The sequence below is a fragment of the Pseudomonas sp. 1176_21 genome, assembly GCF_052850635.1.
In genome coordinates this window covers 145,912-163,624 of the sequence record NZ_VXCV01000004.1, presented here as the reverse complement: position 1 = coordinate 163,624, position 17,713 = coordinate 145,912, and the positions used below count along the sequence as shown (strand labels likewise).

General features: G+C 61.2%; 18 protein-coding genes and 1 tRNA gene. 16 read left to right on the top strand and 3 right to left on the bottom strand.

Features of this window, described 5'->3' with window-relative positions; translation table 11 throughout:
* Positions 1-210 precede the first annotated feature (210 nt).
* The 6 genes from FW760_RS11560 (at position 211) to nadA (ending at position 6,522) form a co-directional block, all read left to right on the top strand.
* Positions 211-1,401, top strand: a complete 1,191-nt coding sequence (locus FW760_RS11560) for an NAD(P)/FAD-dependent oxidoreductase (RefSeq protein ID WP_100634526.1) — start codon at positions 211-213, stop codon at positions 1,399-1,401.
* Between the two features lie 26 nt (positions 1,402-1,427).
* Positions 1,428-1,790, top strand: coding sequence for a DUF1641 domain-containing protein (locus FW760_RS11555; protein ID WP_058541513.1), 363 nt, complete (start codon positions 1,428-1,430; stop codon positions 1,788-1,790).
* Positions 1,791-1,816: 26 nt separating this feature from the next.
* On the top strand, positions 1,817-2,635 hold the full coding sequence (locus tag FW760_RS11550) for a methyltransferase domain-containing protein (protein ID WP_043864230.1): 819 nt from the start codon (positions 1,817-1,819) through the stop codon (positions 2,633-2,635).
* A gap of 218 nt (positions 2,636-2,853) precedes the next feature.
* On the top strand, positions 2,854-3,723 hold the full coding sequence (locus tag FW760_RS11545) for an isocitrate lyase/PEP mutase family protein (protein ID WP_043864299.1): 870 nt from the start codon (positions 2,854-2,856) through the stop codon (positions 3,721-3,723).
* A 40-nt stretch (positions 3,724-3,763) separates the two neighbouring features.
* Complete coding sequence (locus tag FW760_RS11540) at positions 3,764-5,254, top strand: YdgA family protein (RefSeq protein ID WP_058541515.1); 1,491 nt, start codon at positions 3,764-3,766, stop codon at positions 5,252-5,254.
* A 209-nt stretch (positions 5,255-5,463) separates the two neighbouring features.
* Positions 5,464-6,522: a quinolinate synthase NadA gene (gene nadA, locus FW760_RS11535; protein WP_043864228.1), complete on the top strand. Its 1,059-nt coding sequence runs from the start codon at positions 5,464-5,466 to the stop codon at positions 6,520-6,522.
* Between the two features lie 82 nt (positions 6,523-6,604).
* Here the strand turns inward: nadA and FW760_RS11530 are convergent, their stop codons facing one another.
* Positions 6,605-8,038 (bottom strand): M48 family metalloprotease, encoded by a 1,434-nt coding sequence (locus tag FW760_RS11530; RefSeq protein WP_043864227.1) that lies wholly within the window; start codon positions 8,036-8,038, stop codon positions 6,605-6,607.
* 128 nt (positions 8,039-8,166) lie between these two features.
* On the opposite strand from FW760_RS11530, the gene FW760_RS11525 reads away from it, so the two are divergent.
* Together FW760_RS11525 and FW760_RS11520 are read left to right on the top strand one after the other, a co-directional pair.
* Positions 8,167-8,406 carry a sulfurtransferase TusA family protein gene (locus tag FW760_RS11525; protein ID WP_043864226.1) on the top strand — a complete coding sequence of 80 codons (240 nt, stop codon included), beginning with the start codon at positions 8,167-8,169 and terminating at the stop codon, positions 8,404-8,406.
* Positions 8,407-8,429: 23 nt separating this feature from the next.
* A complete protein-coding gene (locus tag FW760_RS11520; protein ID WP_043864225.1) occupies positions 8,430-9,500 on the top strand; it encodes an AI-2E family transporter in 1,071 nt (356 codons plus the stop codon).
* A 30-nt stretch (positions 9,501-9,530) separates the two neighbouring features.
* Here the strand turns inward: FW760_RS11520 and FW760_RS11515 are convergent, their stop codons facing one another.
* A complete protein-coding gene (locus FW760_RS11515; RefSeq protein ID WP_116053105.1) occupies positions 9,531-10,004 on the bottom strand; it encodes a peroxiredoxin in 474 nt (157 codons plus the stop codon).
* Positions 10,005-10,015: 11 nt separating this feature from the next.
* Positions 10,016-10,576 carry a glycine cleavage system protein R gene (locus FW760_RS11510; RefSeq protein WP_043864223.1) on the bottom strand — a complete coding sequence of 187 codons (561 nt, stop codon included), beginning with the start codon at positions 10,574-10,576 and terminating at the stop codon, positions 10,016-10,018.
* A gap of 260 nt (positions 10,577-10,836) precedes the next feature.
* Between FW760_RS11510 and dapA the strand changes: the two genes are divergently transcribed.
* The 8 genes from dapA (at position 10,837) to FW760_RS11470 (ending at position 17,533) form a co-directional block, all read left to right on the top strand.
* On the top strand, positions 10,837-11,715 hold the full coding sequence (dapA, locus tag FW760_RS11505) for a 4-hydroxy-tetrahydrodipicolinate synthase (protein ID WP_043864222.1): 879 nt from the start codon (positions 10,837-10,839) through the stop codon (positions 11,713-11,715).
* 17 nt (positions 11,716-11,732) lie between these two features.
* Entirely contained in the window at positions 11,733-12,848 is a 1,116-nt protein-coding gene (gene bamC, locus FW760_RS11500; RefSeq protein WP_043864221.1) for an outer membrane protein assembly factor BamC, read from the top strand.
* Entirely contained in the window at positions 12,849-13,607 is a 759-nt protein-coding gene (locus FW760_RS11495) for an MBL fold metallo-hydrolase (RefSeq protein WP_043864220.1), read from the top strand.
* Between the two features lie 30 nt (positions 13,608-13,637).
* A complete protein-coding gene (purC, locus tag FW760_RS11490; RefSeq protein ID WP_010223163.1) occupies positions 13,638-14,348 on the top strand; it encodes a phosphoribosylaminoimidazolesuccinocarboxamide synthase in 711 nt (236 codons plus the stop codon).
* 92 nt (positions 14,349-14,440) lie between these two features.
* Positions 14,441-14,530 (top strand) — tRNA-Ser (locus FW760_RS11485).
* A 249-nt stretch (positions 14,531-14,779) separates the two neighbouring features.
* Complete coding sequence (locus FW760_RS11480) at positions 14,780-14,905, top strand: hypothetical protein (RefSeq protein WP_254996984.1); 126 nt, start codon at positions 14,780-14,782, stop codon at positions 14,903-14,905.
* Between the two features lie 64 nt (positions 14,906-14,969).
* Positions 14,970-16,187 carry a YcaO-like family protein gene (locus FW760_RS11475; RefSeq protein WP_054914966.1) on the top strand — a complete coding sequence of 406 codons (1,218 nt, stop codon included), beginning with the start codon at positions 14,970-14,972 and terminating at the stop codon, positions 16,185-16,187.
* 80 nt (positions 16,188-16,267) lie between these two features.
* The gene (locus FW760_RS11470; protein ID WP_116053128.1) at positions 16,268-17,533 is read left to right on the top strand and encodes an aminotransferase class I/II-fold pyridoxal phosphate-dependent enzyme; all 1,266 of its coding nucleotides are present in this window, start codon (positions 16,268-16,270) and stop codon (positions 17,531-17,533) included.
* Positions 17,534-17,713 lie beyond the last annotated feature (180 nt).

Here is a 17,713-nt window from a genome sequence, read left to right as displayed (position 1 = left end):
TAAAATTTCACACAAAGCAGCCAGCGGCAGAGGAGAGTCTGCCTGTGCCAAGGAATAATGCTAAGTGGGCAGAGTTTCACCGGTGGAAGGGTAATATTTTTTTGAATCAGCAATTAATGTCTGTTTTGCTATAGCGATTCTGTATATGGCATTTTTTTATAATTGCTATGGTACTTGGCATGGATTCAAAACCAGCCAGGGAGTGAGGCTATGTCTAAAACTATTGTCGTCGTGGGGGGAGGTGTAGGCGGCACGATGCTCGCCAATCAATTGGTCAGACAACTGTACCCGGAAATACTCAAACACCAGGTCACGGTCAAACTGCTGTCGAATTCGCCGGATCATTATTACAAACCTGCCTTCATGTACGTTGCCTTCAACAGCTATTTCCAGGAAGACCTGAAACGGCCCGAGCGTTCGCTGTTGCGACCTGAAATCGACTTCCAGGTGGAGGAGGTGACCCGCTTCGACTTCCCCGGACAAACCCTGCACACCCGCTCTGGAAGGCGCGTGGGCTATGACTTTCTGGTGATCGCGACGGGCTGCGTACCCGCTCCCGAGCGCATCGAGGGGCTGCAGGAGGCGGGGGATCATTTCTATCAATACAAGGCGGCGCGACAATTGGCGCAACGTCTGATGACGATTGAAAAAGGGCGCATCTTCATATCCGTTTCTTTCCCACAGACGCCCAATGTTCCGCATCAGTGCGGTATTGCGCCGGTGGAAACTACCTTGATGCTGGATGACTTGCTGCGCCGTCGCGGTGTTCGCAATAACATTGAAATTGTTTATACCTATCCGACCACTGCGCAATTGCTCAGAAACTGTCTGTTCATGCAGCGGCCAACCGGAGAACTGTTGCCCACCCTTTTTGAACAGAAGAACATCAGGTTTCAGCGTGGCTTCACCCTGGACCGCGTGGACCCGGATCAACGTATTGCCTATTCGGCCGAAGGCCAGGCGCAGCCGTTCGACATCCTGATGGCGACCCCACCCATTCGTGCAGTGGACGCGGTGATACAGAGCGGTGCGTCCCAGGCCCCCAACAACGAGGGCTGGCTGCCGACCAACCACGAGACCCTGCAGGTCTACGGCCTGGAGAACGTCTACGTGATCGGCGACACCATGGACCTGCCCATCAGCAAGGCGGGCGGTGCCTGCCATAACCAGGCACCGGTGGTGGCCAACAACATCGCCGGCGAGATCCGCCTGGGCACCCCCTGCGCCGTCTACGACGGGAAGGTCCAGGCCGTTGCGCAGATGGGCCTCAACGCCGGCATGCCACTGACCTACAACTACCAGCAGGATGTGGTGCCCACCCCGCCGACCAAGCTGGGCGGCCTGTTGCGCAATGGATTCAACCGGGGCCTCTACTGGGCGGTTGCCCGTGGAATGATCTGAGTCGAGCGGTGCAGGAGTACGTCGATATGGAAACCTTCGAGCCTACCGTGGAACACCTTGCTCACCCGGGCGTTGATGCCCTGATGAAAAAACTCGAACCGCTGCTGGTCAGTGGTCGCATGGACAACATCATCGACTTGCTGTCGCTGGGGTCCGACCTGGTCGACCTGCTCGACACCGCGATGGTGGACAAGCTGGCCCATGGGTTCGAGGACGTGACAGCCCTGACCTGGACCGTGGGCAACGCGCTGCGCATGGCGCAGGCGCAGAGCAGCGATACCCAGCCACCAAGCCTGCTGGGCCTGGTGCAACTGCTGCGCGAGCCGCAAACGCGACGTGGTATCGCGCTGATGTTGAGGGTGTTGAACAATCTTGGACGGCAATATTGATCGCATGGAGCGAGAGGAACGTGGCAATGCTTGTAAAACAGCAACAGGGTCTGCGCGGGAGTACGACCTGGGACCCGCAAGGCTATCAGCAGTTTTCGCGTTTGAGGGAGCGTCCGGTGATCGAGCTGCTCGATCACCTGCCGTTGCAGGCACCAGCGTCCATCTATGATCTGGGCTGTGGTACCGGAATCGCCACCCGGCTGCTGGCCGAACGCTGGCCGGAGGCACAGTTGTTCGGCGTCGACAGCTCGGCGGAAATGCTCGCCGAGGCCCGAGCCCTGCCGGTCAATGCCCAATGGCTGAACAGCGACATAGGCCAGTGGGAGCCCAAGCAGCCGGCAAGCCTGCTGTTCGCCGCTGCCGTGCTGCATTTCATGGAGGACCACGAAAACCTGCTGCCGCGGCTGCTCGGCAATCTGCACGCCGGCGGCTACCTGGCGCTGCACATGCCCAACTGGCGGGATGCACCCTGGTACCACCTGATGCTCAGGGCCCTGAGCGAATGCGGGCCTGCGGGCCGGGTGATCGGCACGCTGGAGCTGCGCAAGTTCATGTCGGCGCGCAATGTCCTGTCCCTGGACTGCTACTACCGGTTGCTGGCGCCGCTTACCAGCAAGCTGGATATCTGGGAAACCGAGCATCTGCAGGTGGTCGAAGGCCAGTCGCCGGTGTTCGACTGGGTCAAGGTTTCGGCACTGCGCCCGGTGCTCAGCTCCCTGGATGACGAGGACCGTGAGGCCTTTCTGCGCAAGTACCTCAGGCTTCTGGAAGCGCACTACCCGCGTGAGGACGACGGGCGCACGCTGTTCCCGTTCAAGCGCACCTTCATCGTGGCCTCGGTCTGAGATTGCCCTTGGGCGGTCACTCTCGACAGCCCTGCAAGCCGCGACTGGTCTCTCCCTCAGAATGAGGAGGGGGCAGCGCGTGCAGGGCTTCTGGAGGGGGGGCGTTTTCGTTTTCTGTTCGCTTATTTTTGTTTGGGTTCGGGTCTGGCGACTGTCGGAGTGTCGGGCAGGAATGGTATGTTCTCCTCCAGAATGAAGATGAAGAAACTGGAATGATCATGCCTAGAGCCTCCCACCAAGATTTGCGCCGTGCCTTTCGTAAACTCCTGGCCTCCCCGGTCTGCTATCACACGGCTTCCGTGTTCGACCCGATGTCTGCGCGAATCGCCGCCGACCTCGGCTTCGAAGTCGGCATCCTGGGCGGCTCGGTGGCTTCGTTACAGGTGCTGGCGGCTCCGGACTTTGCCCTGATCACCTTGAGTGAATTTGCCGAGCAGGCCACGCGCATCGGGCGTGTCGCACAGCTGCCGGTGATCGCCGACGCCGACCACGGCTACGGCAACGCGCTGAACGTGATGCGCACCGTCACCGAGCTCGAGCGCGCCGGCGTGGCTGCGCTGACCATCGAAGACACCCTGCTGCCTGCCCAGTTCGGGCGCAAGTCCACCGACCTGATCAGCATCGATGAAGGCGTGGGCAAGATCCGCGCTGCCCTGGAGGCTCGCGTCGACCAGGAGCTGTCGATCATCGCGCGCACCAATGCCGCGCTGATCCCGGTCGAAGAAGTCATTGCCCGCGTGGTCGCGTACCAGAATGCTGGCGCCGACGGCGTGTGCATGGTCGGCATCCGCGATTTCGATCATCTCGAAGAGATTGCCCGCCACGTCAGCGTGCCGCTGATGCTGGTGACCTACGGCAACCCGCAGCTGCACGACGACACGCGTCTGGCCGAGCTGGGCGTGCGTATCGCCGTGGATGGCCATGGCGCCTACTTCGCCGCGATCAAGGCCACCTACGACTGCCTGCGCGAGCAGCGCCGCATCACCAGCAGCGCCTCGGACCTCAGTGCCACCGAACTCACCCATACCTACACCGTACCCGGCGACTACATCGTCTGGGCGCGGGAGTTCATGGACGTCAACGAGTAACATCGCTTCACCTCAATATGGATAGCAAACGGATCAATTCATGAAGAAAACACTGGGAGTGGTGTGCGGGCTTGCCGTCGCCGTAGCGGCCGTATGCACGGCCGGGGCGTGGTATACGGGCAAGCAGTTGCCTGGCGTGCTGGAGCACGCTACCGCACAGTCCAATCTGCAGATGCAAAAGTCGTTCAAGGGCCTGGGTGCCACGGCGCGGCTTGAGCTGGTATCGCTGGAGCAACACCTGTTCAGCAGTGTCGCGCGTTACAGGTTCACCGTGCAGAACCTGGAGCTGGGCGATGAGCCGAGCAACCTGGAACTGACCCTGGTCGATCGCATCGAGCACGGGCCGTTTCCCTGGCAGCGGGTCAAGGCATTCAAGCTGATGCCGGTGATGGCGGCATCCAGCACCTCGATCGAGAAGGATGCCACCACAGCCGAGTGGTATGCGGCCAGCGGTGATGTCTCGCCGGTGCAGGGCGAGTTCAGCCTGGGCTATGACCAGTCGTATGACGGCACGTTGAGGCTGATGCCGCTGGACATCGCCAAGGACGGTTCGTCGGTGAAGTTCTCCGGCTTCGACCTGGGCATGAGCGGTGACTTCGAAGGCAAGCGCCTCAAGCTCGACGGCAGCATGGGCACCTTGCAGGTGTCGATGGTCGATAGCGAGACGCCGCCGCTCAAGTTCGACCTCAAGGGCCTGAAACTGGTTGCAGACCTCACCCTGACGCCCTACGACTTCTATGAAGGCCAGGCCGACGTGACCCTGGACGACAGCGCCTTCACCTTTGGCGATCGCCAGGTACCGCTGACCGTCAAGGGTGTGGAGCAACGCAACACCTACAAGGTCAACGGCGACAAGGTCGATGCCAGGGCCGCCTACAAGGTCGACGCCATCACCTATGACGGCAAGGCCGTGGGCGGCGGGCAACTGGTGGTGGCGGTCAACCGCTTCGATATCCCTGCGCTGCAGGCGATCATGGCGATCTATGAGAAGCACATGCCCCAGTTGCAGGAGACGGCCGCTGCCGGCCAACCGCCCGAGCTGGAGCTGAATGCCGAAGAGCAGGCGCTGATGCAGGTGCAGATGATGCAGTTGCTGGCGGGCAAGCCTCAGGTGGCCGTGGAGGACCTTTCCTTCAAGACCGCCAACGGTGAAAGTCGCTTCAACCTCACCCTGGACCTGGCCAAGCCGACGTCGGCCGACCTGCCTTCCGATCAGCTGGTGCGCCAGATGATCGAGAAACTGCAGAGCAGCTTGTCGCTGTCCAAGCCGATGATCGGTGACCTGGCAGCCTTGCAGGCCAGCCTGGAAGGGCAGGACGAGGCGCAGGTCAAGCAGGCCGCAATGGCCGGCGAGATGGTCGGGCAGATGGCCTTGTATTCCAAGCTGGCCACGCTCAAGGGCAATGACATCATTGCCAACCTGCACTATGCCGATGGCCAGGTGGCCTTCAACGGGCAGAAGATGACCGTTGAAGAGTTCGCCGCGCTGGTGATGTCCAGCCTCGGCGGCCTGCAACCGGCAGGCAACTGACCGCTGGGCTGGCGGGCTTGCCCCGCCAGCCTGGTTTGGCAAAAAACCCTTTAGAATTCATTCGATTATCTGTAGCCTTCGGCAACCCATAAAACCCGAGGCCGCAGAGGGTCTTTGGTTCTGTCGTACAGGCTGAACCGTTATCCGATTTGCCAGGGCTCGGTGATACACTCGACTTACGCGCACTAGCGCCTGCAGGTCTTGCGAACATGACCCAGATTTCCGAACGCCTTCTGGTCCAGGCCCACCTCGACGCCAAGCAGCCCAAGCCGCTGACGCCCGAGCAAGAGGCTGACTACCGTGCCGCCATCGCCGCCGAGCTCAAGGCTCAGGACGCCGTGCTGGTGGCCCACTTCTACTGTGATCCGGTGATCCAGGCCCTGGCCGAGGAGACCGGCGGTTGCGTGTCCGACTCGCTGGAGATGGCCCGTTTCGGCAACCAGCATCCGGCCAAGACCGTGGTGGTGGCCGGTGTACGCTTCATGGGTGAGACGGCGAAGATCCTCAACCCCGAAAAGCGCGTGCTGATGCCGACCCTGGAGGCCACCTGCTCGCTCGACCTGGGTTGCCCGGTGGAGGACTTTTCGGCGTTCTGCGACAAGCACCCCGAGCGCACCGTGGTGGTGTATGCCAACACGTCGGCGGCGGTCAAGGCACGGGCCGACTGGGTGGTGACCTCCAGCTGTGCGCTGGAGATCGTCGAAAGCCTGATGGACAACGGCGAGACCATCATCTGGGGGCCTGACCAGCACCTGGGCCGTTACATCCAGAAGAACACCGGCGCCGACATGCTGCTGTGGGACGGTGCCTGCATCGTTCACGAGGAGTTCAAGTCGCGTCAGTTGCTGGACATGAAGGCGCTGTACCCGGATGCGGCGATCCTGGTGCACCCCGAGTCGCCAGAGGCGGTGATCGACCTGGCCGATGCGGTGGGTTCCACCAGCCAGCTGATTGCGGCTGCGCAGCGCATGCCGAACAAGACCTTCATCGTGGCCACCGACCGCGGCATTTTCTACAAGATGCAGCAGCTGTGCCCGGACAAAGTCTTCGTCGAGGCGCCCACTGCCGGCAACGGCGCGGCGTGCCGCAGTTGCGCTCACTGCCCGTGGATGGCGATGAACACGCTTGAGCGCACCTTGCAGTGCCTGCGCGAGGGCAGCAACGAGATCTTCGTCGAGCCGGCGCTTATCCCGCAGGCACTCAAGCCACTCAAGCGCATGCTGGACTTCACCCAGGCGGCGCGGCTCAAGCTCTCCGGCAACGCCTGAAAGCAGCATCGCGGGTCGAGCCCGCTCCCACAAGGGGGCGGGGCTGACCCGCGATATGGTGTGCGCGCTACCTTGATGCGTGTCAGCGCATCATGTCCTTGACCATCCGCTGCTGTTCCATCAGCTCGCGCTGACGGGCATCGATCTTCGACGACAGCACAAAGTTGTTGCCCGCCCGCTGCTTGGCGTAGTCGAGCTGCTGCAAGGCCTGGTCGAAGTCGCCCACCAGAGCAAAGTACTCGGCGCGAGCCTGGTGCAGGCCGATTGTGTTGCCCGACAGGCCGCGAACCTCCGCCACCTCATACCAGACATCCGGGTCTTGTGGCCGATTCTTGAGCAGCGCATCCAGTGCCTTCTCTGCCTCGGCCGGGCGGTTCTGCTTGAGCAGCAGGTCGATGCGTGACTGCTGCAGCGGGTAGTTGCCCGGGTACAGGGCTCGCATCTTCTCCACCCGTTGCTGGGCATCGGCCAGGCGGTTGTTGGTGACGTCCAGATCGATCTGCGCAAGGTTGTAGGTGATGTCGTTGGGTGCCTTGGCGAGCAAGGGCTTGAGGCTCTCGCGGGCCTCGTTGAGCTGGCCGCCCTTGATCTGCGCCAGTGCCAGGCCGTAACGCGCCGCATCCAGGTTGGGGTTTTCGTCCAGCAGGGCGCGGAAGCGCTTGGCACCCAGGCCCGGCGTGCCTTCGTAGGTCAGTTGCAGGCGTGCACGAATCAACTGGTAGCGCAGGCTGTCGTCCACACCGCCCTTGGGGGCCTGTTCGGCACGGTTGCGGGTGTCGGCGACCCGCGACTCGGTAACCGGGTGAGTCAGCAGAAATTCCGGTGGCTTGGCGCTGTACTGGTACTGGCGCATCAGCCGTTCGAACATGGTCGGCATGTTGCGCGGATCGTAGCCGGCCTTTTCCAGGTTGAGGATGCCGATGCGGTCGGCCTCCTGTTCGTTCTGGCGCGAGAAGCGCCGTTGTTCCTGGATCGCGGCGGCCTGGGTGCCGGCAATCGCGGCGATGCCGGCATCGCCAGCCCCGGCAGCGGCGGCAATGATGCCCACCAGCAGGGCGCCCATCATCGGCAGTTGCATGCGTTGCTGGGCTTCCACGCCGCGGGCGAAGTGGCGTTGCGACAAGTGCGCCAGTTCGTGGGCCAGCACCGAGGCGTACTCGCCCTCGGTCTGGGCGTTCAGGAACAGGCCGCCGTTGACCCCCACGATCCCGCCGGGGGCGGCGAAGGCGTTGAGTTCCTTGCTGTCGATCAGGATGAACTCCAGGCGCCGGTCCTGCAGCTGGCTGGTTTCGGCAAGGCGGTAGACGCTGGTTTCGACGTAGTCCTTGAGCTGGGGGTCCGACAACTGGCGCACGTTGCCGCGCAGCAGGCTCAACCAGGCGCGGCCCAGTTGGTGTTCCTGTTGCGGGGAAACGATGGCCGAGCTGGCGTCGCCGAGTGACGGCAGGTCGTCGGCATGGCTCGGTAGAGCCAGCAGGCAAGCCAGCGTCAGCAGGGTAGGGCGCAGAAAATTCATGCACGAAGCTCGGGTCGACAAAGAACCTTACTGTAGCCGGCTCACACGTTGACGACCAGTGGCGGTATCCTACGAGGTCTGTGCATGCCGCTACCTGCCGTGGGCATGCACCTGCCTGGAGAAGCCCGATGACCGATGCCGTACCCTGCGACGCCGAACTGGATGCCAGCGGCCTGAATTGCCCCTTGCCGTTGCTCAAGGCCAAGATGGAGCTCAACCGCCTGGGCAGTGGTGCAGTACTCAAGGTGGTGGCCACCGATGCCGGCTCGCAGCGCGACTTCCGCACTTTTGCCCGCCTGGCCGGTCATACGCTGCTGCATGAGCAGGCCGACGCCGGGGTCTACACCTACTGGCTCAAGAAAGCCTGAACCCTTTTTTTTAAGGATCACCGATGTTCAAAGTGCTTCGTGGCTGGCTGCACCGCTATTTCTCGGATGAAGAAGCGGTGGTGCTGGCGGTCCTGCTGTTTCTGGGGTTCACCGCGATACTGACCCTGGGCGGCATGCTGGCGCCGGTGCTGGCGGGCATGGTGCTGGCGTTCCTGATGCAGGGCCTGGTCAATGCGCTGGAGCGCCTGCGGGTGCCCAGCAAGGTGGCGGTGGGGCTGGTGTTCCTGCTGTTCCTGAGCGCGCTGGCGGTGTTCCTGCTGGTGCTGGTGCCGTTGCTCTGGCACCAGTTGATCACCCTGTTCAACGAACTGCCGGGCATGCTTGGCAAGTGGCAGTCGCTGCTGTTGCTGCTGCCGGAGCGCTACCCGCATCTGGTCTCGGATGAGCAGGTGCTGCAGGCCATCGAGGCGATGCGCGGCGAGATCGGCAAGTTCGGTCAATGGGCGCTGACCTTCTCGCTGTCGAGCCTGCCGTTGCTGGTCAACATCATGATCTACCTGGTGCTGGTGCCGATCCTGGTGTTCTTCTTTCTCAAGGACCGCGAGCAGATCGCGCGCTGGGTCAGCGGCTACCTGCCGCGCGAGCGGGCCCTGATGACCCGCGTGGCCGAGGAGATGAACCGCCAGATCGCCAACTACATTCGCGGCAAGGGCATCGAGATCCTGATCTGCGGCGTGGCCACCTACATCGCGTTCATCGCACTGGGCCTGAACTATGCGGCGCTGCTTGCGCTGCTGGTGGGGTTGTCGGTGGTGGTGCCGTATGTGGGGGCGGTGGTGGTAACCGTACCGGTGACCCTGATTGCCCTGTTCCAGTGGGGCTGGGGCGACCAGTTCATCTACCTGATGGCGGTGTACGCGATCATCCAGGCGCTGGACGGCAACGTGCTGGTGCCGCTGCTGTTCTCCGAAGCGGTCAGCCTGCACCCGGTGGCGATCATCTGCGCAGTACTGCTGTTTGGCGGATTGTGGGGCTTCTGGGGGATCTTCTTCGCGATCCCGCTGGCTACGCTGTTCAAGGCGGTGCTCGACGCCTGGCCGCGGCGTGAGCCGGTGGTGGCGCCGCTGCTTTAGCCGCGGCGCACGCTTCGCCGGCGAAGCGCTTCAGCCGTTGTTCAATGCTTGCGCCTGCGCCAGCACCGCTTCCACATGCCCGGGCACCTTCACGCCGCGCCATTCCTTGCGCAGCACACCCTCGCTGTCGATCAGGAAGGTGCTGCGGTCCACCCCCATGTATTCCTTGCCGTACAGCTTCTTGAGCTTGATCACGTCGAACAGCTGGCACAGGGCTTCGTCTTTGTCGCTGATCAGCTCGAACGGGAAGCCCTGCTTGGCCTTGAAGTTCTCGTGGGACTTGAGCCCGTCACGCGATACGCCGAACACCTCGGTGTTGGCCGCCTGGAACGCCGCGTACTGGTCGCGAAAGCCCTGGCCTTCGGTGGTGCAGCCCGGGGTGCTGTCCTTGGGGTAGAAGTAGATCACCACTTGGCGACCCTTCAGGCCGCTCAGGCTGACGGTCTTGGCGCCGGTGGCTTGCGCCTCGAAATCGGCGACGGGTTGGTCGAGTGCTACGGCCATTGCGGGTTTCCTTACATGGGGTTCTGTGGGCGCCACGGTTCGATCAGCGCATCCAGGTTCAGGGCGTCGGAGAAGTCCAGGAACTGGTCACGCAGCCAACTGATCTGGGTGCCGGCCGGCAGGGTCACGGTGAACGTGGCGTTGAGCATGGTGCCGCCGGTCTGTGGTGCCTGATAGGTGTCGCAGGTCAGGTTCTCCAGCTCGACGTTGTGGTCGATGAAGAACTGGCACAGCTCGTTGATGATGTCGGGGCGGTACGCGGCACTGACATAGGCGACGTAGGGCAGCGACAGCGGGCGCACTTCGAGTTCGGCGCTACGCACCACATTCACGGTGAAGGTGTGCTTCTTGGCCAGGGTCGGCAGCGCCGCTTCGAAACGCGCCAGGGCGTCCCAGCTACCGGTGACCTGCAGCACCAGTGCGCTGCACTCGCCGTGGCGGGTCAGGCGCGAGGTGACGACCGAGCAGCGATTGTCGTTGCTGGCCCGGCACAGAATGTTGGTCAGTTCCATGGGGTTGGCGCCCAGGGCACTGATGACAAGGAATTGTTCGCGAACGGTGGGGGTGGACATGCAGCATTCCTAAAGCGATGAGCGGTCGGTACGTGACGGGGCAAATAGGCTTGTCGGCGTGGTTCCGTGGCTCAGGATCGAGGGCTCGGGCACTGTCGGGGCGCGTTGTCGGCAGCCCGGCGGGCCGCTGTGTACCGATCAAAGAGAGAAGGGTAGCGAAAATGGTCGCCGAGGGGAATGCTCCTGCCGCCTGCTTCGCTTGTGCAAGCCCTGTGGCGCCAGTACCATTACCGCTCTCTTTTTCCGGCAGGAGCAGCTTCATGATTGCGGGCAGTATGGTGGCATTGGTCACACCCATGGATGCACAAGGGCGTCTTGACTGGGACAGCCTCAGCAAACTCGTGGACTTCCACCTGGAAAACGGCACCCACGCCATCGTTGCGGTCGGTACCACCGGCGAATCGGCGACCCTGGATGTCAATGAGCACATCGAAGTCATCAAGGCCGTGGTCAAGCAGGTCAACGGCCGTATTCCGGTGATCGCCGGTACGGGTGCCAACTCCACCAGCGAAGCGGTGCACCTGACCCGCAATGCCAAGGACGCCGGTGCCGACGCCTGCCTGCTGGTGGTGCCTTACTACAACAAGCCGACCCAGGAAGGCCTGTACCAGCACTTCAAGCACATTGCCGAAGCCGTCGACATCCCGCAGATCCTCTACAACGTGCCCGGCCGTACCGCCTGTGACATGCAGGCCGAGACCGTGATCCGTCTCTCGAGCGTGCCGAACATCATCGGCATCAAGGAAGCCACCGGCGACCTCAAGCGTGCCAAGGCTATCCTGGATGGCGTGAGCAAGGATTTCATCGTGCTGTCCGGCGATGATCCGACCGCCGTCGAACTGATCCTGCTGGGCGGTAAAGGCAACATCTCGGTGACCGCCAACGTCGCCCCGCGCGAAATGGCCGACCTGTGCAACGCCGCACTCGAAGGCAAGGCCGACGAGGCCCGCGCCATCAACGAAAAACTGATGCCCCTGCACAAGGACCTGTTCGTCGAAGCCAACCCGATTCCGGTGAAGTGGGCTTTGGTCGAAATGGGCCTGATGCACAAAGGCATCCGCCTGCCGCTGACCTGGCTGAGCGAATCCTGTCACGATACGGTACGCCAGGCCATGCGCCAGTGCGGCCTGAAGTTTTAATTGAGGACGTACACCGCATGAAGCGATTGGCTGGTCTTTCCGCCCTTGCCTTGATCATCTCCAGCACCAGTGGTTGTGGCTGGCTCTGGGGCGAAGAGGGTTACTTCCGTGACCGGGGCAGCGATTATCTGGAGGCCACTCAAAAGCCGCCGATGCAGCTGCCGCCGGATGTCAGCAACGTCAAGCGTCTTGACCCGCTGCTGCCGATTCCGCGCAACGTCGCCGACGACAACGTCAAGGGCGAGTTCGAAGTGCCGCGTCCACAGCCGTTGGCGGCAGGTGCCGACATCAGCGATTTCAGCCTGCAGAAGAGCGGCGCTTCGCGTTGGGTCCTGGCCCAGCGCGCCCCGGCCGAGGTGTGGCCGGTGGCCCACCAGTTCTTCGAGGACAACGGCTTCCGCATCGCCGAAGAGCGCCCGCAGACCGGCGAGTTCAGCACCACCTGGCAGCGTTTCGACGAGTTGTCGGCGTCCATGGCCCAGCGCCTGGGCGGTGTTGCAGGCAGCAGCAACAATGAAATCCGTGCCCGGGTTCGCATCGAGCCGGGCGTACAGCGCAATACCAGTGAAGTCTATGTGGTGACCGTCGAGCGTGCTGCCGGCAGCACCGCCGAACAGGACTTCCCGGCACGCGCCGAGAACACCGGTGTGGACGCTGCACTGGTCGACGAAATGCTTGCCAGCATGACCCGCAGCGCCGAGAAGGGCGGTTCGGTATCGCTGCTGGCGGCCCGTGACTTCGATACCCCGAGCCGTGTCAGCCTGAGCGAAGACGGCAGCGGCAACCCGGTACTGAACCTGGGCGCCGACCTCGATCGCGCCTGGTCCAGCGTCGGCCGTGCCCTGGAACAGGGCGAATGGCGGGTTGAGGATATCAACCGCAGCCTGGGCCTGTACTACATCAACCTTGCCGAAAAAGCCGAGGCCAAGGACCAGGAGCCTGGTTTCTTCAGCCGCCTGTTCGGCAGCGCGCCGAGCAAGGAAGAGCGTGAAGCCCGCGCCGAGCGCTATCAGGTACGCCTGAGCAAGGTGGGTGACAGCGTGCAGGTGACGGTCGAGAAGAACATCAACACCGTGGCCCCGGCCGATGTGGCCCGTCGCGTGCTGAGCGTCATCCAGGACAACCTGGGTTAAGTGCGCTTCGCCGTACTCGGAAGTGGCAGCCAGGGAAATGGCACGCTGATTGTCAGTGGCAGTACCTGCGTACTGGTCGATTGCGGGTTCTCCCTGCGCGAAACCGAGCGGCGTCTGGCGCTGCTCGGCGTGTCGGCGGCGCAGTTGAGCGCGGTGCTGGTGACCCACGAGCATGCCGACCACGTGCATGGGGTGGGTTTGCTGGCGCGGCGCTACAATGTGCCGGTGTACCTCAGTCGTGGCACCTTGCGCGGGATGCGCAAGCCCGTGGAGCCCAGCGGCTTCCTGGCAGCTGGCGATACCCTGCAGCTGGGTGCATTGAGCATTGCCGCCGTTGGCGTCAGCCACGATGCGCTGGAGCCCTTGCAGTATGTGTTCAGCGATGGCCGCCGCCGGTTTGGCGTGCTGACCGACCTGGGCTCGTACGACGCGGCCCTGCTCGACAGCTATCAGGGCCTGGACGCCTTGCTGATCGAAGCCAACCATTGTCGCGACATGCTGGGCCGCGGGCATTACCCGATGTTCCTCAAGCAGCGCGTGGGTGGCGACTACGGACATTTGAACAACCACCAGGCCGCGCGCCTGGTGTCGGAGTTGGGCTGGCAGAACCTGCAGCACCTGGTGCTGGCCCACCTCAGCAGCAAGAACAACCTGCCACAGCTGGCCCGGCAATGTTTCGTCGACGCCCTCGGGTGTGACCCGGACTGGCTGCAAGTGGCGAATCAGGATTACGGGCTCGACTGGCGCGAAATCGCCTAGCCCATTTCAATTTAGCAAGCGGAGCCCATCATGGAAAAACGTGAAGAACTCTACCGCGGCAAAGCCAAGTCGGTGTACAAGACCGACGACGCCGACCGCTTGATCCTGCTGTTTCGCAACGACACCTCGGCGTTCGACGGCAAGCGTATCGAACAGCTCGACCGCAAGGGCATGGTGAACAACAAGTTCAACGCCTTCATCATGCAGAAGCTTGAAGAAGCCGGCATTCCAACCCAGTTCGACAAGCTGCTGGGCGACAACGAATGCCTGGTCAAGAAGCTCGACATGATTCCGGTCGAGTGCGTGGTGCGCAACTACGCAGCCGGCAGCCTGGTCAAGCGCCTGGGCGTGGAGGAGGGTATCAAGCTGGAGCCGTCGACGTTCGAGCTGTTCCTCAAGAACGACGAGAAGGGCGACCCGTTCATCAACGAATCCCACGTGGTTGCGTTCGGCTGGGGCACCGCCGAGCAGCTGGTGAAAATGAAGGCGCTGTCGTTGAAGGTCAACGAAGTGCTGAGCAAGCTGTTCGACGACGCTGGTCTGCTGCTGGTGGACTTCAAGCTCGAATTCGGCGTGTTCCATGGCGAGATCGTGCTGGGTGACGAGTTCAGCCCGGATGGTTGCCGCCTGTGGGACAAGGAAACCCGCAAGAAGATGGACAAGGACCGCTTCCGTCAGGGTCTGGGCGACGTGATCGAAGCCTACGAAGAAGTTGCCAAGCGTCTGGGCGTGCCGCTGTAAGCGCGTGACTGACGCAAGCGCCTGATACCACGCGAATTTTTTTCACAAGAAGCTTTGCGTTTGGGGAAACTGCTGGTATCATGCGCGCCACTGGAGAGATGCCGGAGTGGCCGAACGGGACGGATTCGAAATCCGTTGTACTGGCAACAGTACCTAGGGTTCAAATCCCTATCTCTCCGCCATACATGCAAGAGCCCCTGAAACCTACGGTTTCAGGGGCTTTTTGCTTTTCGCGTGCGCACAGCAATTGTGCGTAGGAAACACTGTTCCCTGTTTCGGCGCATTCTGGCACTCAAGTAACACCCCATAAACCACGTATTCACGCCTGGAGTCAGGACTTTTCCTATGGGCAGTGAAAGTGGCCGGTATTACTCTCGACCTGCACCTGAAAACAAGTGCGCACATGAATCCATCATGAAAAGGATATTTCCATGGGTAAGTACTGCTGCATGTATATCAACGAGTTCAAGGTCGACCAACCTGCTGAAGACGAAGTGGATAGCGTCAAGCTGGAAGAAGAGTTCACGCCAGAAGAAGCTGCTGTACTGGCTGAGTGATGAAAATGAATGAGGCGCTTGCTGCGCCTCATTTTTCTTTCAGCGTATATGGAAATTCCAGCCGATGAACATGATTGCTCCCGAACGAACGTTGTCATTGCAAGATGCAGAAAGTGTGATAGATCAGCACTTTATCAACGAAGGAATACAGGTAACCCTGAACCGTTACGGTAGCCCGCTGTCCAGCACTGTGGCCACGCTTGAATTCCCCTTTGACAGCCGTGACATGGAGTCTGTCGGCTGCGGAAAAGGGTATGAAGCAGAGGCGCGCATCGGCGCCAAGTATGAAGCGTATGAACATAGCATGGGGCCACTTCAACTACGCTCCCATAGCGCCTTGCAGTGTTTTGATTCGGTTGTTTCCCAACCGGCCCTGCAGGACGTACTGCCGGTGCAGATGCTTCGTCATTCGAAGACTGCACAGATGGCTGTCATCCACTTTGCGGCGCATGAAGCATCAGGCGGCGCTGATCTGCACTACCCGTCATTCCTGATCAATCATCAGTATGCCAATGAAGCCATCGCTGGCGATGATACCGACTATGGCGCTGCGCGCCGATATTCCTGTGGTACGGGTGTGGCAGCAGGCTACGGGTTCGCCGAGGCGGCGATACATGCCGCGAGCGAAGTCATAGAGCGCCACGGTATCGGCCGCTTTATTGCACAGCACTTCTTTTACGAGTGCAAAACACCCATAAGAAAGATCGCTCACGCCTCGATGCCGCAAGCATTGCTGCAAACCTTGCGCGATGCGCAAGGTGCCATCGGGGCCTCGATCGAAGTGTTCGACGCCACCAGCCAGATACCCTATCCCGTTTTCATTGCCTATTGCCCAGACAAGACAATCGCCGATGTGCATGTGGTTGGCGGTGGCTGTTCGCTGTACCCGAGCCACGCCGCAGCACGCGCCATCAAGGAGCTGGTGCAGCAATACAAAGTCGCCGAAGGCCTGGAAGAGGTCACCCGGGAATGGACAGGTTCAAGGAACAACCTGGCACGGCACCCACGGCTGCTGCGGTGCCTGCGCCTGGCGTTTGATTCGACGCAGCGCGCCAGGATGACATCTGCCCCCATGCCACGCGACCCGGACAGAATGCCACTGGATCAACATTTGCTGCACCTGAAGCACGAGTGCTTCAAGGCGGATCATCCCATCTGGGTAAAGGAGCTGCATTGCAGCGCGGCCCAAGTGAGCCTGGCCTGTGCCGTCATGCCGAAAATGGAAAGGTTCTCCATCGTCTCGCTGGGTGGAAAAGTGGTGCCTTGCTACAAGTACGAGTAAACGGCACCACCCTCAGGTCGCCAGGGGCAGGTCATCATCAACGGGCTGGATCAGCCCTCTCTTTCGGAATCAGGCCATTCATGAGCCCAACCAAAAACGTGAGCCCGCGTGAACGGCAGCGCCGTGATTATCTGCTGTCTTCGCCACTCGGCGCTGCTACCCGCGCGATCCACCTGGGGCAACATGAGGCGGGCCTGGATCAGTTTCCAGTGCCCGCACTGATCTGCAATTCCGCGGCACTGTTGGACTCCGTTGAAGCGGGGAGGGACATGCTCGGCAATGCAGAGGGGGAAAACTTTGCCTACCAGCGCTACGCCAACCCCACCGTTTCCGTCCTGGAGGCGAAGTTTCGTGCCATCGAACACTGCGCCTACAGTCTGGCAGTCAACAGCGGAATGACCGCCTGCCTGTTGGTCTTCCGTGCGCTGCTGGGCGCAGGTGACCACGTCATCGTGCCCCGCGGCCTGTTCTATGAAGTGATCGAACAGCTTGAGCATGAAACACGTCAGCGTGGCATGACGCTGTCGGTCATTGAAGCGTACGAAACGGCGGCGTTTCAGGCGGCCCTGCGGCCCGACACCAGAATGATCTTTATCGAGGCACCCACCAACCCGGCTTTTCTGGACATCAATATTGCGGAACTGGCGAAACTTTGCATGAAGAACGCCGTTCTTCTGGTTGTCGACAATACCTTTCTAACGCCACTTTGCCAGAAGCCGTTGTCGCTGGGGGCGGCAGTGACCTTGTATTCCACCACCAAGCATATCAATGGGCACGGCGATGTAATGGGCGGGATGGTAAGTACCAATGACCCGGATCTGTTCAAGGCATTGAAGTCTCACAGGGAAAGTGCCGGGCTGATCCTCGACCCGTTTTCGGCCTGGCTTACGGTGCGTGGTTTGAGAACACTTGCGCTCAGATTGAAAAAGCATGCCGACAATGCACTTGCTGTCATTGCCATGTTGAATCAGGAGTTTCCCACGTTGCAATGGCGTGCCGTATGGTCGACCAGGAGCGCACAGGCCAACGGCATTGATCCGTCATTGCATACAGGTCTTATTGCCATTGTGTTGCCTTCGCAGGAAGCGGGCACAATCTTTGTTAGTCAACTGCAATTGATACGAACAGGTACCACCTTCGGGAACATTGAATCCCTGTGTTATCACTACGGTAGTTTTGCCCGAGCAGGCGGCACCGACCTGGAGCGAATGGGCGTACCTCGCGGGTTGGTCCGGATCTCTGTGGGGCTGGAAGACACCGACGATATCAATGCAGACATCAGGCGCGCACTGCGCCTTGCCATGCTCACCGAAGCCTCGGCAGCAGGCGAAGTGTCGCCGGTGTGAAGCTCGAGAATCTGAGCCGAAAATCAGAATGACCGTCGAAGTCGATTCGCAGGCCCTGCCCGGGCAACTAGCACGAACGTTCCATAAGGCTTTGAAAGGTGTAACAAATCTTTTGATTTATTGTGCTGACCTCCCTACAATCGCCGCGCCATCAGTAAGACGGCGAATCGTAATTTAAGG

Excerpts from the sequence above, each read along its gene's own strand:
- FW760_RS11560 (WP_100634526.1), top strand. The coding sequence starts at position 211 with ATGTCTAAAACTATTGTCGTCGTGGGGGGAGGTGTAGGCGGCACGATG.
- FW760_RS11555 (WP_058541513.1), top strand. The coding sequence starts at position 1,428 with ATGGAAACCTTCGAGCCTACCGTGGAACACCTTGCTCACCCGGGCGTT.
- FW760_RS11550 (WP_043864230.1), top strand. The coding sequence starts at position 1,817 with ATGCTTGTAAAACAGCAACAGGGTCTGCGCGGGAGTACGACCTGGGAC.
- FW760_RS11545 (WP_043864299.1), top strand. The coding sequence starts at position 2,854 with ATGCCTAGAGCCTCCCACCAAGATTTGCGCCGTGCCTTTCGTAAACTC.
- FW760_RS11540 (WP_058541515.1), top strand. The coding sequence starts at position 3,764 with ATGAAGAAAACACTGGGAGTGGTGTGCGGGCTTGCCGTCGCCGTAGCG.
- nadA (WP_043864228.1), top strand. The coding sequence starts at position 5,464 with ATGACCCAGATTTCCGAACGCCTTCTGGTCCAGGCCCACCTCGACGCC.
- FW760_RS11530 (WP_043864227.1), bottom strand. The coding sequence starts at position 8,038 with ATGAATTTTCTGCGCCCTACCCTGCTGACGCTGGCTTGCCTGCTGGCT.
- FW760_RS11525 (WP_043864226.1), top strand. The coding sequence starts at position 8,167 with ATGACCGATGCCGTACCCTGCGACGCCGAACTGGATGCCAGCGGCCTG.
- FW760_RS11520 (WP_043864225.1), top strand. The coding sequence starts at position 8,430 with ATGTTCAAAGTGCTTCGTGGCTGGCTGCACCGCTATTTCTCGGATGAA.
- FW760_RS11515 (WP_116053105.1), bottom strand. The coding sequence starts at position 10,004 with ATGGCCGTAGCACTCGACCAACCCGTCGCCGATTTCGAGGCGCAAGCC.
- FW760_RS11510 (WP_043864223.1), bottom strand. The coding sequence starts at position 10,576 with ATGTCCACCCCCACCGTTCGCGAACAATTCCTTGTCATCAGTGCCCTG.
- dapA (WP_043864222.1), top strand. The coding sequence starts at position 10,837 with ATGATTGCGGGCAGTATGGTGGCATTGGTCACACCCATGGATGCACAA.
- bamC (WP_043864221.1), top strand. The coding sequence starts at position 11,733 with ATGAAGCGATTGGCTGGTCTTTCCGCCCTTGCCTTGATCATCTCCAGC.
- purC (WP_010223163.1), top strand. The coding sequence starts at position 13,638 with ATGGAAAAACGTGAAGAACTCTACCGCGGCAAAGCCAAGTCGGTGTAC.
- FW760_RS11480 (WP_254996984.1), top strand. The coding sequence starts at position 14,780 with ATGGGTAAGTACTGCTGCATGTATATCAACGAGTTCAAGGTCGACCAA.
- FW760_RS11475 (WP_054914966.1), top strand. The coding sequence starts at position 14,970 with ATGAACATGATTGCTCCCGAACGAACGTTGTCATTGCAAGATGCAGAA.
- FW760_RS11470 (WP_116053128.1), top strand. The coding sequence starts at position 16,268 with ATGAGCCCAACCAAAAACGTGAGCCCGCGTGAACGGCAGCGCCGTGAT.